Annotated in this window: 15 protein-coding genes; 2 read left to right on the top strand and 13 right to left on the bottom strand. The window is 39.1% G+C overall.

The window, feature by feature from the left end:
* Positions 1–34: 34 nt before the first annotated feature.
* From FZC41_RS01065 to FZC41_RS17165, 3 genes are all read right to left on the bottom strand, one after another.
* A complete protein-coding gene (locus FZC41_RS01065) occupies positions 35–1,300 on the bottom strand; it encodes a hypothetical protein (RefSeq protein WP_148565526.1) in 1,266 nt (421 codons plus the stop codon).
* The gene (locus FZC41_RS01060) at positions 1,290–2,675 is read right to left on the bottom strand and encodes a sensor domain-containing diguanylate cyclase (protein ID WP_148565525.1); all 1,386 of its coding nucleotides are present in this window, start codon (positions 2,673–2,675) and stop codon (positions 1,290–1,292) included. The genes FZC41_RS01065 and FZC41_RS01060 overlap by 11 nt, the downstream gene beginning before the upstream one ends.
* Positions 2,676–3,349: 674 nt before the next feature.
* Entirely contained in the window at positions 3,350–3,499 is a 150-nt protein-coding gene (locus tag FZC41_RS17165; protein ID WP_170253793.1) for a hypothetical protein, read from the bottom strand.
* 399 nt (positions 3,500–3,898) lie between these two features.
* On the opposite strand from FZC41_RS17165, the gene FZC41_RS01055 reads away from it, so the two are divergent.
* Together FZC41_RS01055 and FZC41_RS01050 are read left to right on the top strand one after the other, a co-directional pair.
* Entirely contained in the window at positions 3,899–4,132 is a 234-nt protein-coding gene (locus FZC41_RS01055) for a helix-turn-helix transcriptional regulator (RefSeq protein WP_148565524.1), read from the top strand.
* A complete protein-coding gene (locus FZC41_RS01050; protein WP_207725011.1) occupies positions 4,110–4,463 on the top strand; it encodes a hypothetical protein in 354 nt (117 codons plus the stop codon). Before FZC41_RS01055 ends, FZC41_RS01050 begins: the two co-directional genes overlap by 23 nt.
* Positions 4,464–4,653: 190 nt before the next feature.
* Here FZC41_RS01050 and guaA read toward each other — a convergent pair whose 3' ends face one another.
* The 10 genes from guaA to FZC41_RS01000 all read right to left on the bottom strand — a co-directional run bounded on the left by guaA (position 4,654) and on the right by FZC41_RS01000 (position 14,551).
* Entirely contained in the window at positions 4,654–6,186 is a 1,533-nt protein-coding gene (gene guaA, locus FZC41_RS01045) for a glutamine-hydrolyzing GMP synthase (protein WP_170253804.1), read from the bottom strand.
* A gap of 24 nt (positions 6,187–6,210) precedes the next feature.
* Positions 6,211–7,668, bottom strand: coding sequence for an IMP dehydrogenase (gene guaB / locus FZC41_RS01040; RefSeq protein WP_148565522.1), 1,458 nt, complete (start codon positions 7,666–7,668; stop codon positions 6,211–6,213).
* A 186-nt stretch (positions 7,669–7,854) separates the two neighbouring features.
* Entirely contained in the window at positions 7,855–9,180 is a 1,326-nt protein-coding gene (locus FZC41_RS01035) for a dihydrolipoamide acetyltransferase family protein (RefSeq protein ID WP_148565521.1), read from the bottom strand.
* Positions 9,181–9,194: 14 nt separating this feature from the next.
* Positions 9,195–10,181 carry a pyruvate dehydrogenase complex E1 component subunit beta gene (locus FZC41_RS01030; protein WP_148565720.1) on the bottom strand — a complete coding sequence of 329 codons (987 nt, stop codon included), beginning with the start codon at positions 10,179–10,181 and terminating at the stop codon, positions 9,195–9,197.
* Between the two features lie 25 nt (positions 10,182–10,206).
* Complete coding sequence (locus FZC41_RS01025; protein WP_243136619.1) at positions 10,207–11,169, bottom strand: thiamine pyrophosphate-dependent dehydrogenase E1 component subunit alpha; 963 nt, start codon at positions 11,167–11,169, stop codon at positions 10,207–10,209.
* A 271-nt stretch (positions 11,170–11,440) separates the two neighbouring features.
* Positions 11,441–12,154, bottom strand: a complete 714-nt coding sequence (gene ispD, locus FZC41_RS01020; RefSeq protein ID WP_148565519.1) for a 2-C-methyl-D-erythritol 4-phosphate cytidylyltransferase — start codon at positions 12,152–12,154, stop codon at positions 11,441–11,443.
* Between the two features lies 1 nt (position 12,155).
* The gene (tsaE, locus tag FZC41_RS01015; protein WP_148565518.1) at positions 12,156–12,617 is read right to left on the bottom strand and encodes a tRNA (adenosine(37)-N6)-threonylcarbamoyltransferase complex ATPase subunit type 1 TsaE; all 462 of its coding nucleotides are present in this window, start codon (positions 12,615–12,617) and stop codon (positions 12,156–12,158) included.
* Positions 12,617–12,949: a PspC domain-containing protein gene (locus tag FZC41_RS01010; RefSeq protein ID WP_148565517.1), complete on the bottom strand. Its 333-nt coding sequence runs from the start codon at positions 12,947–12,949 to the stop codon at positions 12,617–12,619. The genes tsaE and FZC41_RS01010 overlap by 1 nt, the downstream gene beginning before the upstream one ends.
* A 44-nt stretch (positions 12,950–12,993) precedes the next feature.
* Positions 12,994–14,211: a pyridoxal phosphate-dependent aminotransferase gene (locus FZC41_RS01005; protein WP_148565516.1), complete on the bottom strand. Its 1,218-nt coding sequence runs from the start codon at positions 14,209–14,211 to the stop codon at positions 12,994–12,996.
* 55 nt (positions 14,212–14,266) lie between these two features.
* Positions 14,267–14,551, bottom strand: coding sequence for a YerC/YecD family TrpR-related protein (locus FZC41_RS01000; RefSeq protein WP_148565515.1), 285 nt, complete (start codon positions 14,549–14,551; stop codon positions 14,267–14,269).
* Positions 14,552–14,555 lie beyond the last annotated feature (4 nt).

Below are 14,555 nucleotides of genomic sequence, written 5' to 3'. Positions count from 1 at the left end.
TATTCATCATTATTCAGTTTTTACCCATGATTGATTATTTATAACATAAAGTCAGCTCTTTGTTAAGTAAAGAGAAAAAGTCTGCAATTTTATTACGATCCTCCTGGTTACCGTATAAATTACAAGTAAATGTTATTTTATCAGCAAAGCTACTCAGTGCCAATTGAAAATAGGGACGGTATTTAACTGAACCAAACATGAATGCATTATTAATTGATGCACCTTTAAAGTTCAATAAATTTGAATCCAATACGCCGATATTGGTCATACAAATCAAGGGGTTTTTAAAGCCACGTTTAGTAATTTTATAGCCGATTTTATCGCTAAAGATATTCGAAAGTAAATCAAGTTTCACAAACCCATTCAAGCCAATGTTTTTTGCTTTCTTAATACTCATCATCTGATTAATCTTTATTACCGTATCATAAAAATTTTCTCCCTGAACAAAATTTAAATCTGTAATAACAGTGGAAGATAGATTGGAAAGGGCCATAAAATCGTTGTTCTTCAAGTTTCTGCGCATATCGACCATGATTGGGATATTGAGTGGTTCAGTATTTGCAATTAACATTCTATAAAGAACTCGATAATATGCCGCAAGAACAATATCATTCACGGTAACCTTATTGATTTTACAGTATTTTCTAATTTCAGCAAATTGATTCTGTGATATTTCATGGGTAAGAAAAAACGGAGTAACATTTTTTTCTTTACTCATCGGAAATTTATAACAGCTATTTTGGTTACTGTCCTTACGTTGAAATAAAAGCGCCTTTAATCGATCCATAAAACTAAATTCAGCAATAATTTTTTTGAAGCCACGATCCCCATTAATCACAAATTCAGGAAAATAATCAAAATTTTCAAGCAGCTCAGAATAAAAATTGCTCAGCAGATATAGAATTTGCTTAAAACCGGCAGCATCGCAAATCATATGATTCATAACAATTGCAAGAGAATCTTCATTTGCTGTAAATATGCACGCTTTTATCTGAGGACCGGTCATTTCGTTTATCTTTTCTGTAATAAAGCTGTTAAAGTCGCCTTCATTATCAACGAGAATAAAATTCCCTTTGACTTGTAAATAGTCAACACTTTCCCAGTAAAAGCTTCCGTTTTCCTCTCTATATACACTAGACAAAATAGGAACAACTTTTAACAATAACCGCATTGCCTGCTCCATAGCGCGTGTATTAAGTTTATCTTCAAATCTTATTACACCATGGAGGGTATGGTCATTAAATTTATTTACCGCCGATAAATATTGAAATTTATCAAAAACTTCAGCCTTAAAATTCATGAATTTCTTCTCGATTCTTTTTTTTCAGCTTATTAGCATACATCTTTTTATCCGCTGCATTAATCACATCGTTGACACTTAATTTATTATTTTCTGTTAATTCTATTATTCCGTAGCTAAAAGCATGTTGATAAGTTTTTTCGCTTTTCTTATCATATTCTTTCAATTCATCGTTGATTCGCATGATTGCTTTTTCAACATCCAATTGAAAACAGCCCGGAAAAATGACAAGAAATTCATCGCCGCCTATCCGGCTAATTGTATCAATCTTTCGTAAAGTTGATTTAATAATTGTTGTAATACAATTAATTAAATTGTCTCCCTCTTCATGACCAAAGGTATCGTTTACCATCTTGAGGCCATCAATATCAAGAAAGCAGATAGATAAAGGTGATCCTGACCTATGTTCAAAAGCCAGTTCTTTTTCCAATATCATCAGTCCTGTTCTACGGTTTGAAACCCCTGTCATTGGATCAGTAAAAGCATAATATTCGAGCTTTTCATTCTGCCTTTTTAATATTTGGTCCATTTTTTGTCTTTCAGTTATGTCATTGAATAAAATTACTGTTCCTCTATATTTTTCGCTAACATCCAACATTTTTTTGAATTTTATCAAATATGTTTTTTGGCCCTCTTTTGTTTCAATTGTTTTTTCAAGTAAAACTTCTTTTTCATTTAAATCAGTAAATTTATTGAGTTCGTCAATTAGCCCACCCAACTCCTTTTCATTATTGATATTTCGGTAATATTTCATTCCCGAGACAACAACATCAAAGAAAACTTCCGCGGCTTTATAATTAATGTTTTCAATATTGTTATCCTCATCAACAAGAATGATCGGATCATAAATACTTTCGAAAATTGTGAGGTATTTATTTTTTTCATTTGTCATGGCTCTGTTCAATTCCTGAAGCTCTTCTAACTCATGTTTTTCTGATAATCCAGACCATTCTATTGCAAAGCCCATTTCCACTTGATCAAAATACCGTTTGATATACAGAGAACAATATCTTTTTTCTTCTGGTAAAAAGTTGCTCTCAAAAATCAAATCTTCATATGCCTGTTGATAATATTTCATAAAACCCAGAAACATGCCTAATGTAACCCCTCGTGATCGATGTTTTTGTGCTTCAATTATGCCAAATTCAGCAACTTCACTTTTTGTAAAATCATCATCCGGTCCCATCTCCGGTATATCATTCTTTTCAATGACTTTTACTAATGCTTTCGATAGACCTGCTATTGACATTCGCCATGCTTCTTTTAATGTTGACGTATATTTTGTATAATTTCTTTCTTTTCCGTATTTCAAAGCTTTTTCCATAAGAATATCTTCATTATCTAGAATAATTCTTTTGAATTTTTCCATATCCATTTCTTTAACCTCTCCTTCTTTGAAGAATCACTTAAATCATTTTCTCGCAATAAGAGAAAACAACATTGTTATAAACATTGCTGATAAAATCGAGTGTTATTCGAATTCGTTAAATACTCGGTTAAATATTATTCCTCAACGAAGAATCTGGTTGAATCAAAATTATATTTTGATACTCACATTTGAGTAATATTTAATCATTTAAATCGAGTTTTGGCAAACTGTTTTTTTGAGAACGTTCTTCTTTAAGTACCATTCTATTTTAATTAATTTTTTTGCCGTTTGCTTTCCAGCCGTTTTTCATATCATCTTCCAAAAAATAAAAAATGGTTATGATTGTCTCAATACGAGACTTGAATCATAACCTAGCAAATCTATTCCGTGTAACCTATATTTCTATAAAATTATTACAAGAAACTGTCACTCCTTATAAATAAAGAATTACAGCGTATTTCAAAATTTAAATTAACTAGAACATATTTACTAAATATATTTTAAGCCCTTTTTCGTTGCTACTCAGGACTTTCAGCTCTTCTTCATAAAATAACCTCCAAACTGATTTTACGCTACATCAGTTTGGAGGTTGACACGAATTTTGAAACGGTCTCGGTCTATCGTAATTTTCCCTTCTCTCAAATAAATAAGTAGCTATGATTGTTCAAAAATCAGGTTTTTTAAATCTCTTTGTTTTCTTTGTCTTCGATGGTTCTCAAAGATTTCCGAAGGACATCCTTCACCTGATCCTCTTTATTTGTGGGAATCGTTATGATTTCTTCTAAGTCTTCAATTATTATTCTAATTTTATCTTCTTTACTGATTTTCATTTTATCACTTCCTTTCAATCACTAAATGATATCATATCCCTAGCGAATTGTGTTATATTTGGCAACGTTGTTTTCAATTGTTAGATATTCCGGGTTTGTTTTAAAGGATTCTTGCAGAAAAGCCGAATAACAATGCCCCTCACTGCTATGTGAATATCCCATTTAAATAGTTGCGCGCTTTCCGATATTTCAAAGCACGTTTTTCCAGAACCAATTCAATATTCTTACCACCTACGTTGTTGTTTTTTACCAGTGTTATGTAAATAATCACAATAAAAGTTCTCCAACAATTAATTCAATGGACAAGCTGCAAATGGCAACTTCGCTTTGCATAATGCAAAGCACACTTGACGTCCAATTTCTTCTATGCTATGCTCAAATTAATGAAGAGGTATTTTCTTGAATGATAATATAAAGTTAAAAAATCGATTAAAAGTTTCACGTGCTGAAATTAATATCTCACAAGAACAACTTGCAAAATTGGCTGGTGTATCTAGACCAACAATAGGTTCCATTGAAACTGGTCAATACTGTCCAACAACTAAACTTTCTTTAATTCTTTCAAAATGCTTACAGAAAAAAGTTGAGGACTTATTCTATCTTAAGGAAGATGATAATAATAAAAAACAATAAACAAGGAAAAGATATCCCTATGTATGGTGTTGTTGATGAAAGAACCAAAGCTGTAGTATATCAAGGTGACGCATATACAGGACGTTTTATGTTGTTTGCAGTACTAATTGATGTTTTCATTCGAGGATTAAATCTAAATATTCCATTTTTAGATTCAAATTGGGATTTGATGCTTATCGTAATTATCGGAAGTATTATCTCTACTGTTTATCAAATCAAAAACAGAGTTATTTTCAACTCTCAATCTAAAACTAAAAGCCTTCTTTTCCTTATGGTTTTTATAAGTCTTTGTGCTCTAATTTCCTTTATGATTGCAAACGTCAAATATTGATTGTTCAGTTTCTTCCATTAGAATATTCATTATGTTGTAATTTAGTTTGAATGGTGTGACTGACTTGAATAACAGCTGCTTCCATAATAATCAAATAAATGTTTGCACCTAAACTAAACTCAATTGGCAAAAAATAAACACTTTTCTAACCATTGCAATCTAGTTAGAAAAGTGTTTTGTTGTATTTCCTTTATTCCCACTCGATCGTACTCGGTGGCTTGCTCGTAATATCATAAACAATACGATTCACATGTTTAACCTCGTTAACAATCCGGTTCGAGATGCTTTCCAGCACGTCAAAAGGGATTCTGGCCCAGTCTGAGGTCATTCCATCAACTGAGGTAACCGCTCTTAATCCAATGGTATAATCGTAGGTCCGTTCATCGCCCATAACACCAACGCTTCGGTTTCCCGGGAGTACGGCAAAGTATTGCCAGATTTTTTCGTTCAAATCGGCTTTGGCAATTTCATCCCGGAAGACATAATCGGCTTCTTTTAAAATATTCAGCTTTTCTTTGGTCACATCGCCAATGATCCGAATGGCCAGTCCCGGTCCCGGAAAAGGCTGACGCCAGACCAAATCATGATCCAGGCCCAGTTCTTCACCAACGGCTCGGACCTCGTCTTTGAATAGATTTCTCAGCGGTTCGATGAGTTCAAAATCCACATCGTCTGGCAGTCCGCCGACGTTGTGATGACTCTTGATCACAGCGGCATTTTTAGTGCCGCTTTCAATAACATCCGGATAAATGGTTCCCTGGAGCAGAAAATCAATATCATTAAGCTTACTTGATTCTTCCTCGAACACCCGGATAAATTCTTCTCCAATGATTTTTCTTTTTTTCTCCGGATCGCTGACGCCTGCCAATTTCTCAAGGAATCGATCTTCGCAATTCACGCGGATAAAGTTCATATTGAAACGATTTTTGAAAATCGTTTCGACCTGATCCCCTTCATCTTTTCTTAGCAAGCCATGATCAACAAAAATACAGGTGAGCTTATCACCAATGGCTTTGTATACCAGGGTGGCCGCAACCGATGAATCAACGCCGCCGCTGAGTGCACAGAGAACCCGTCGATCTCCCACCTGTTCTTTTATCGCTTCGATCTGTTCCTGGGCAAAGTTTTCCATAGTCCAGAGTCCCTGACATCCGCAAATATCATAAACAAAATTGTTTAAAACTTCTTTTCCGTATTGGGTATGTTCAACTTCCGGATGAAACTGAACGGCATAGAGCTTTCGTTTCTGACATTCCAAGGCTCCGGTAGGACACGTTTCGGTGGTCGCCGTAATGGTAAATCCTGCTGGAATTTCTTTGATATAATTGGTATGACTCATCCAACAGGTTGACTGATTGGGAATATCTTTAAAAAGAAGGCTGGTTTCGTTTATGGTGAGTGCTTTCTTTCCATATTCTCTTATATCTGCGCCTTCAGTATGCCCTTTTAGTTGTTCAACCATTAACTGAGCTCCGTAGCAAATTCCTAGAATCGGAATGCCGAGTTCATAAATTCTGGGATCACATTCAGGTGCACCCGGTTCGTGGACACTCGACGGTCCACCTGTGAAAATAATGCCCTTGGGATTTTTTGCCAGAATTGCTTCCGGGGTTATATCGTAAGGAACCACTTCAGAGTAAACTCTGGCTTCTCGAACTCGTCTGGCAATAAGCTGATTGTACTGTGCTCCAAAATCTACAATGAGAATAACTTCACTGTGCACTTGCTTTTTTTTCATAAATACTCCTTAAACTTGAGCGCTATTATAATTTGGTGATTCTTTAGTAATCGATATATCATGGGGATGACTTTCAATCAGTCCGGCACTGGTAATCTTAACGAATTGTGATTTTTCCCGCAAATCTTTGATGGTAGCAGCGCCGCAATATCCCATCCCGGAACGCAATCCGCCAACTAATTGAAAGACGGTATCAGCAAGACTGCCTTTATAAGGCACCTTACCTTCAACCCCTTCAGGCACCAATTTCTTTGCACCTTCCTGGAAGTATCGATCAGAACTGCCGTCTTTCATCGCCCCAAGAGACCCCATACCACGGTAGGTTTTAAAGGATCTGCCTTGATAAATGATGGTTTCTCCCGGACTTTCATCGGTACCGGCAAACAGACTGCCAATCATAACCACGTCGGCACCTGCACCAATCGCTTTTACAACATCGCCTGAATATTTTATCCCGCCATCGGCAATAACCGGAATGCCATACTCATTAGCAACCTCAACAACGTCTATAATAGCCGTAATTTGAGGCACACCAATCCCGGCAACCACACGGGTTGTACAGATGGAACCAGGTCCAATCCCGACTTTGAGAGCATCCACGCCTGCTTCAATAAGATCTTTGGCCGCTGCTCCAGTGGCAATATTTCCAACAATCAGTTGCAGATCCGGGAATTTATTTTTAATTTGTTTAACGGTTCTGACAACCCCGGCGGAATGCCCGTGAGCCGTATCAACAACAATGACATCAACTTGCGCATTGACGAGTGCCTCCACTCGTTCAAAGGTGTTACCGGTAACGCCAACCGCACCGCCAACCAGCAAGCGTCCGCGAGAATCCTTTGCGGCATCTGGATATTTAATGCTCTTTTCGATATCCTTAATGGTGATCAGACCTTTAAGATTGTTGTCTTCATCCACGATTGGAAGTTTTTCAATTTTGTATTGTTTTAAAATGGCTTCAGCTTTTTCGAGGGTCGTACCTTCTTCAGCTGTTATCAGTTTATCTTTCGTCATGGCATCTTTGATCTTCTTTGTGGGGTCATTTTCAAAGCGCAAATCCCGGTTTGTAATAATCCCGACCAGTTTACCTTCTACCGTGATGGGAACTCCGGAAATCCGATAGCGGGCCATCAGCTCCAATGCATCGCCAATGCAGTGCTCAGGCGATAGGTAAAACGGATCGACAATGACACCATTTTCTGAGCGTTTAACTTGGTCTATCTCAAACGCCTGCGCTTTAATCGTCATGTTCTTATGAATAATTCCGATTCCGCCTTCTCTGGCCATGGCTATCGCCAATCGTGCTTCTGTGACGGTGTCCATTCCTGCACTCATAATGGGAATATTTAATGAAATCTTCTTTGTAAGTCGGGTGCCGGTGTTTACATCACTTGGTAGCACTTCTGATTTTGCAGGGATCAACAGGACATCATCAAATGTGATTCCTTCTTTTAATATTTTCTCCAAACTATGTAACTCCTTTCAAATTCAAACTTTCGTTTAGATGCAAAAAAAGCAGACAATTGGCCATGCTTTTCATCTGCTTCGCGTATCTTTCAGTAATCTTATATTATGTTTTTAGTCTAACACAACTGGCTTAAATGTGACAATGATTATTTTTCTGGTAACGTTATCTTTTCTGAATTCTTCATTCTAAAACAGTAACAGTGATGGATTTTCCATATCCGCTTTAACATCCTGCAAAAATTTTGCACCCGCCATCCCGTCGGCTACGCGGCGATCAAGATTCAGGCTGATTTTCATTACCGATCGGATTACGGCCTCGCCCTGATGCACCCGCACCCGTTGAACCACCTCGCCGACACTGAGAATAGCGCCGTTGGGTTGATTGATAATGGCGCTGAACTCCAGGATGCCATACATGCCAAGATTCGAAATCGTGAACGTACTGCCTTCCAGATTTTCCGGAGTGTAATACTTATTCTTAACTGACTTTAACGTTTCGCCACGTCGCTTCACCATTTCAACAAAACTCATATCCTGAGCATTTTTAATCACCGGAATAATCATTTCGTCATCCGTATCAACAGCAAATCCCAAATTCGCGTAAGCATGAGGAATGATCTCATCATTTTCAAAACTGCTGTTAATAATTGGCTGTTTCATTAATGCCCGGGCCGTTGCCATTAACAGGAAATCGGTATAGGTACAACGAAAGTGAGCCTGCGATTCAATTTTCTTTGAGATCTTCTTTCTGAGATCTTTGACTTCCGTCATATCTATTTCGGTGGTAAGCGTAATAACGGCCGTTTCTAAATTGCTTCTAACCATTCGCTCGGCGATATCCTTCCGTTTTTCAGTAAGGATCGTTTTATTTTCCGATTGCTGTTCATTTTTTTCAGGAGCAGTTTTTTCGAAAGACGTTTTTTCAAGAGAACTCAGGGGCACCGATTTTACAATAATCTCTTCTCGTAAAGGTTCAACCTCACCTTCCACGAATGGGACAAAATCCAGTTTCGGATTTGGCATCATTTCGGATTTATTATTCCTGGCTGCTGGTTTCATAGCTACTGGTTTCTTGATTTTAGTTTCCCTCTTTTCAGATTTTTCCTCTTTTATCTCTTCCTTTATCGGATCTGAAAATACATTTTCAGGATTCCCGATGATTTCTTCCAATGCGGTGCCGATGACCGCCGTTTCCGGGGAACTGTAGCCTGAATGGCCGGGAGAGAAAACCACCATCCTTTTGACATCTTCGATTTGAATCCGCCCATTCGGTCCCGAACCCGGGATCGTTTGAATATTGATCTGATGTTCTCTTGCCACTCGTCGGGCAGCCGGCGTCGCCCTTGCTTTTTCCAATCTCGGATCCGGTTCCGGTTTTAGCTCTATTTCATCCTGGATTTCTTCCTGGGCTTTCTCCTGACTTGAATCTGGCAGTAATTCTTTTGCTGATTTTTCGGCAATAATTTCTGAACTACTTGATTTTTCAATCGGTGATATTACTTCTTTTTCCATAATATTCTTACTCCCTATTCCCGATTAAGCAGGCGATATACCCCATGAACAAAATCATTTCTTTGTGGTACCACGGCTGCCTCTAATTCTTTGTTATAGGGAATCGGAACGTCTAATCCGCCGAGTCGAATAATCGGTGCATTAAGATAGTCGAAAGCTTCACTTTCAACAACTCTAGCCACAATTTCTCCGCCAACTCCACCTGTTTTTGATGCTTCATGGGCCACGATTAAACGCCCTGTTTTGATCACCGATTCGACAATCGGCTTCATATCCATGGGATAAAGGGTGACCGGATTTATGATTTCAACTTCAATCCCTTCTTCCGCCAAAAACTCAGCAGCCTCAATGGCTTTGTGAAGTAGTGTCCCATAAGTGACAATCGTCACATCCTTGCCCGGCCGTTCAACAAACGTTTTTCCGATCTCAATTGTAAACTCATCATCCACCGGAACCAAGCCCTCCATTTTATAAAGCATCTTATGCTCGATAAAACAGACGGGGTTATTATCCCGAATAGCCGCTTTGATCAAACCTTTTGCCTGGGCCGGTGTGGACGGTGTTACCACCTTTAATCCCGGGACATGGCACAACCAGGCTTCCAGACTCTGCGAGTGCTGAGCCCCAGCCCCGCTTCCTGAACCTGCCGGTAACCGCAAAACCATGGGAACCGCTGCTTGTCCCCCAAACATATAATGCATCTTAGCGCCCTGGTTGACCAAAGCATCCATGCCCAGGGTGATGAAGTCCATAAACATCATTTCACAAACCGGTCTTAATCCGGTTGCTGCTGCCCCAACGGCAGTACCAACAATTGCGGCTTCCGTTATCGGGGTATCCATAACTCGCGCTTCTCCAAACTCATCAAGCATACCTTCGGATAAACCAAAAGCCCCGCCATAAAGACCAATATCCTCACCTAAAAAGATGACATCATCATCTCGACGCATTTCTTCGGTCATACCCAACCGGATCGCGTCGCGATAAGTCATTTTTTTCATTTCATTTATTTCCATTGCTAACCCCTCACGCATATATGTCTTCTAAAACTGTTGTAATTTCAGGTTCTGGACTTTCCATTGCAAATTCTACCGCATGTTCAATGGAGGTTTTCGCTTCATCTTCGATGGTTTGAATTTGCTTATCCGTAAAGACTCGATTTTCGTGGAGATAATTTACGAATCTGAGCAGCGGATCTTTTTTCTGCCATTTCTGAACCTCTTCTTTGTTTCGATACACCTGGGCATCACTGCTCGAATGGCCATTGTAACGATACGTTTTTGCTTCAACCAGCACCGGTCCTCGACCAGCCCTAGCATAGCGCAAAGATTTTGTCATGACATCGTAAATCTCCAGAAAATCAGTTCCATCAATTGTCAGTCCGGGAATATTATAACTTGCACTTCGATCTGAAATATTCTCAATATTCATATGTTTTGAGACCGGCATCGACATCCCGTAAAGGTTGTTTTCAATCAAAAAGACAATCGGCAGTTTCCAAACCGATGCAAGATTCAGGGCTTCGTGAAAACTGCCTTCATTTGTGGCACCGTCACCAGCAAAACACAAAACAACTTTTCCCGTTTTTTTATATTTCTGGGTCAATGCCGCACCGCACGATAAGGTGAATCCCCCTCCAACAATACCATTGGCACCAATGTTTCCGTTTTCCACATCAGCAATATGCAGAGAGCCACCCTTGCCCTTACAATAACCGGTAGCTTTTCCCAGCAGCTCTGCCATCATCATGTTAACATCCAGGCCAAAACCAATCGCCTGAGAATGTCCGCGATGGGTCAAAGATGCTAAATCTCCTTTTTCAAGCGCTAAACAGGAAACAACACCGGTTGCTTCTTCCCCTTTTGAAAGGTAGGTTGTTTCATAAATAAGTCCTTTTTCAAAAAGATCCTCAACTTTTTCTTCAAAAAATCGGGCCTGGTTCATTTTATAATACATTCTTAATAGAATCTCTTCTGATAATTCAATCATGGTTTCCTCCATATTTTCACAATCTGTTCAAAATGGTGAATCATTTTTATTTATTAGTGATTGTTGACAGGGTAAAATACAAAACCTAATCTTAACGTGTAATGCCAGCCATAAAACTTAGATTTGTCAATTTTCTGAGGTAACTAACCTAGGTTCATTATAGCTTTTTTTTTCCAATAAATAAAGAATGAAGCCAAAACTATGTCAAATAATGACTATTTTAGACTCATTCTTTTATTTGTTTAATAAACTCTTAATTTTTCCGGTCTGATCAGTCATCTTTTTGAAATCGTTTGAAGATGGCTTCTGCAATGATTAAGTCTTCCGGTGTGGTAATTTTGATATTTGTGTAATGCCCGATCACAATTTTCACCGGGCAATTAAGGTGTTCAACCAGAAAAGCATCGTCTGTTCCTTCGATGCCTAATTCAATGGCTCTTTCATGAGCTTCTTTTAACAGCGTATATTCAAAAGTCTGAGGTGTTTGTATTTCCACCAGATAATCTCTGTTTGGGGTGTATTCCACAAAGCTTTCCGCGTTAATCACTTTGATGGTGTTCTTCGCTGGAACCCCTACCACCGTTGCCTTGTATTTCATCGTGTCATGAATACTCTTAACAATAACCGACTCTTCTATCATCGGTCTGGCGCCATCATGAGTCATGACAATATCGGTTTGGGGATTGACCGCCAGCAGCCCATTATAAACCGATTTCTGTCTGGTTGTTCCGCCTTCAACCAGCTTGATTTTCGTATAATGATAGGGTTTCAAAACCTCCTGCCGGCAAATTTCAAACTCGTCTTTATTAATAACGACGATAATTTCATCAATCAGCGGACATTTCTCAAAAACATCCAAGGTGTAGGCTAAAATTGGTTTGCCATTGATTGTCAAATACGGCTTGTTCATCGTCGCGTTCATCCGGCGCCCCTGACCTGCCGCCGGAATGATGACGCTGGTAAAAAGTCTTTCCTTATTTGCCATCTCAGCAGTCACTTAAAAGTTGTTCTATTTTAACATCACTTGTCACTAAAATAATTTCTCTTTCATCTGGAGAATGAAAATCGGATTTTAAGGTAATCTCCAGCTTGTGTTCAAACGAATCATCCAGCAGCAAATCCGGCCACTCCAGAATAAGGGTTCCCTCCTGATTGAGGTAATCTTCAAAGCCCATTTCATAAAGTTCTCCGCCATCTTGAAGACGGTACAAATCGAAATGAAAAACCCGGGGCGGATCTCCATACTCATTTACAATAGTATAGGTTGGACTTGTGACTTCGTCATCGATTCCCATTCCCTTAACAAAGCCTTTGGCAAAAACCGTTTTTCCAGCGCCCATTTCACCGCGTAAAAAAATAACCAGGGGGAAGCTGAGTGCTTCCCCCAAATGTTTCCCAAAATCATAGGTTTCCTGGCTTGATTTTGTTTTAATTGTTTTGGTTAGCATTACTGTTGATCCTTTTCTGATGGTTCATCACTAAAATCCTCTGCATCCTCAACATTAGCTTCATCGTTGTCGTTGTCATCAATTATTTCGTACTCAACTTCAACCACATTCTGTTCTTCAATCCGTTGTTTATCCGGGAGCAGAATAGCAAGAAGAACATAAATAACAATACTGAAAATGCCAGCCATAAAGGTAAAAATAAACGGCAGCACCGGCAGAATAAACAGGATCCTGAATATCCATGGGGAAACATGACAATAGTCACCAATTCCCGCACAAACACCGGCGATAATTCCACTTTCTTTATTTCTCATCAAACGCTTTTTTTTCATATTTCTTCCTATCTATCAAACTTTTCTTTCTATAAAAATGATTCCTATTTCTGTTTATAAGAGGCTAGAAATCTTTCCAGTCGATCCATTGTTTCGGTTAACTGTTCCGGATGCGGTAAAAAGACAATTCTAAAATGATCCTGATTGGGCCAATTAAACCCTGATCCCTGAACCATCAGTACCCGCTCTTCTTTTAAGAAATCCACGGCAAATTGGGTATCGCTGGTAATGTTGAATTTTGCAATATCTATTTTAGGGAAGGTATAAAAGCCGGCTTCCGGCTTGGTACAGGACAAACCCGGAATGGCATTGACCCGTTCGTAGACAATCTTTCGCTGTTCATAAAGACGTCCGCCGGGCTTAAGCAGGGCTTGCATGCTTTGATACCCTCCCAGCGCGGTCTGAATCACATGCTGTCCCGGCACATTGGAACACAACCGCATATTTGAAAGCATTTTTATCCCTTCGATATAATCTTTGGCGATTTCTTTGTTCCCCGTTAATATCATCCAGCCGACTCTAAATCCAGGAATGCGGTGGGATTTTGATAGACTATTGAGGGTAACAACCAGGACTTCATCCGTCAGCGTTGCCAAGGGTATATGGACTGCTTCATCATAAAGAATGCGATCATAGACTTCATCGGCAAAGATGATCAAATCATTTTCAACTGCCAGTTTGACAATCCCTTCCAAAATTTCTTTGGGATAAAGAGCCCCGGTGGGATTGTTGGGGTTGATCACGATAATGCCTTTGGTGTTTGAGGTGATTTTGCTTTTCATATCTTCAAGATCCGGATACCATTTTGATTCTTCATCACACGTATAATAAACGGCGGTTCCTCCCGAGATGTTGACCGCAGCCGACCACAACGGATAATCCGGACAGGGCACCAATACTTCATCTCCGTTGTTCAAAAGCGCTTGCATACAAAACAGAATCAGCTCACTGGCCCCATTTCCCAAAAACACATCATCCACGGTTAAATCCATGATTCCCTTGGTCTGATAATAATGAACCACGGCCTTACGGGCAGAAAAAATCCCCTGGGAATTGGAATATCCTTCGGCATCTTTAACGTTATATTTCAAGTCATTAATAATTTCATCCGGTGCCATTAAATTAAAGGGGGCGGTATTCCCGGTATTGAGCATAATAATGTCAATGCCTGCCCGTTCCATACGGTCCGCCTCGTCAACCACCGGTCCTCTAATATCATAACAAACGTTGTCCAACTTCTTCGACTTCTTTACAGCTTTCATCACTACACTCAACTCCTTCAATATTAAATTTAAAATAAGATTACTTCAATACACACTATTTTTCAATGTTTTTCATTTTTTCAATGACATTCCGATAACCCTTTCCGTGTTTTAAACAACGGTTTACCCGGCTAATCGTGGCCGAACTTGCCCCGGTAATTTTTTCCACATCAATAAAAGTTTTTCCCTGAGACAATAAATAGGCGATCTCAAAGCGATGCGCCATATCTTCAATTTCTTTGATGGTGCAGAGATCCTCAAAGAGCAGATTGCATTCTTCTTCAGTTTCAAGAGCTAATATTGCCTGTGTCAAAACATGTCTCTTTGTCTTTTCTTCCATGGAA

Source organism: Acetobacterium paludosum (assembly GCF_008086595.1).
Taxonomy (GTDB): Bacteria; Bacillota; Clostridia; order Eubacteriales; family Eubacteriaceae; genus Acetobacterium; species Acetobacterium paludosum.
This window is presented reverse-complemented; position numbering and strand designations above follow the sequence as displayed.

Coding starts and splice junctions, on each gene's coding strand:
- FZC41_RS01010 (WP_148565517.1), bottom strand. CDS start 12,949: ATGAAAAAAAAGCGTTTGATGAGAAATAAAGAAAGTGGAATTATCGCC.
- FZC41_RS01065 (WP_148565526.1), bottom strand. CDS start 1,300: ATGAATTTTAAGGCTGAAGTTTTTGATAAATTTCAATATTTATCGGCG.
- FZC41_RS01060 (WP_148565525.1), bottom strand. CDS start 2,675: ATGGATATGGAAAAATTCAAAAGAATTATTCTAGATAATGAAGATATT.
- FZC41_RS01030 (WP_148565720.1), bottom strand. CDS start 10,181: ATGAAAAAAATGACTTATCGCGACGCGATCCGGTTGGGTATGACCGAA.
- FZC41_RS01025 (WP_243136619.1), bottom strand. CDS start 11,169: ATGATTGAATTATCAGAAGAGATTCTATTAAGAATGTATTATAAAATG.
- FZC41_RS01050 (WP_207725011.1), top strand. CDS start 4,110: ATGATAATAATAAAAAACAATAAACAAGGAAAAGATATCCCTATGTAT.
- FZC41_RS01035 (WP_148565521.1), bottom strand. CDS start 9,180: ATGGAAAAAGAAGTAATATCACCGATTGAAAAATCAAGTAGTTCAGAA.
- FZC41_RS17165 (WP_170253793.1), bottom strand. CDS start 3,499: ATGAAAATCAGTAAAGAAGATAAAATTAGAATAATAATTGAAGACTTA.
- ispD (WP_148565519.1), bottom strand. CDS start 12,154: ATGGCAAATAAGGAAAGACTTTTTACCAGCGTCATCATTCCGGCGGCA.
- tsaE (WP_148565518.1), bottom strand. CDS start 12,617: ATGCTAACCAAAACAATTAAAACAAAATCAAGCCAGGAAACCTATGAT.
- FZC41_RS01000 (WP_148565515.1), bottom strand. CDS start 14,551: ATGGAAGAAAAGACAAAGAGACATGTTTTGACACAGGCAATATTAGCT.
- FZC41_RS01005 (WP_148565516.1), bottom strand. CDS start 14,211: ATGAAAGCTGTAAAGAAGTCGAAGAAGTTGGACAACGTTTGTTATGAT.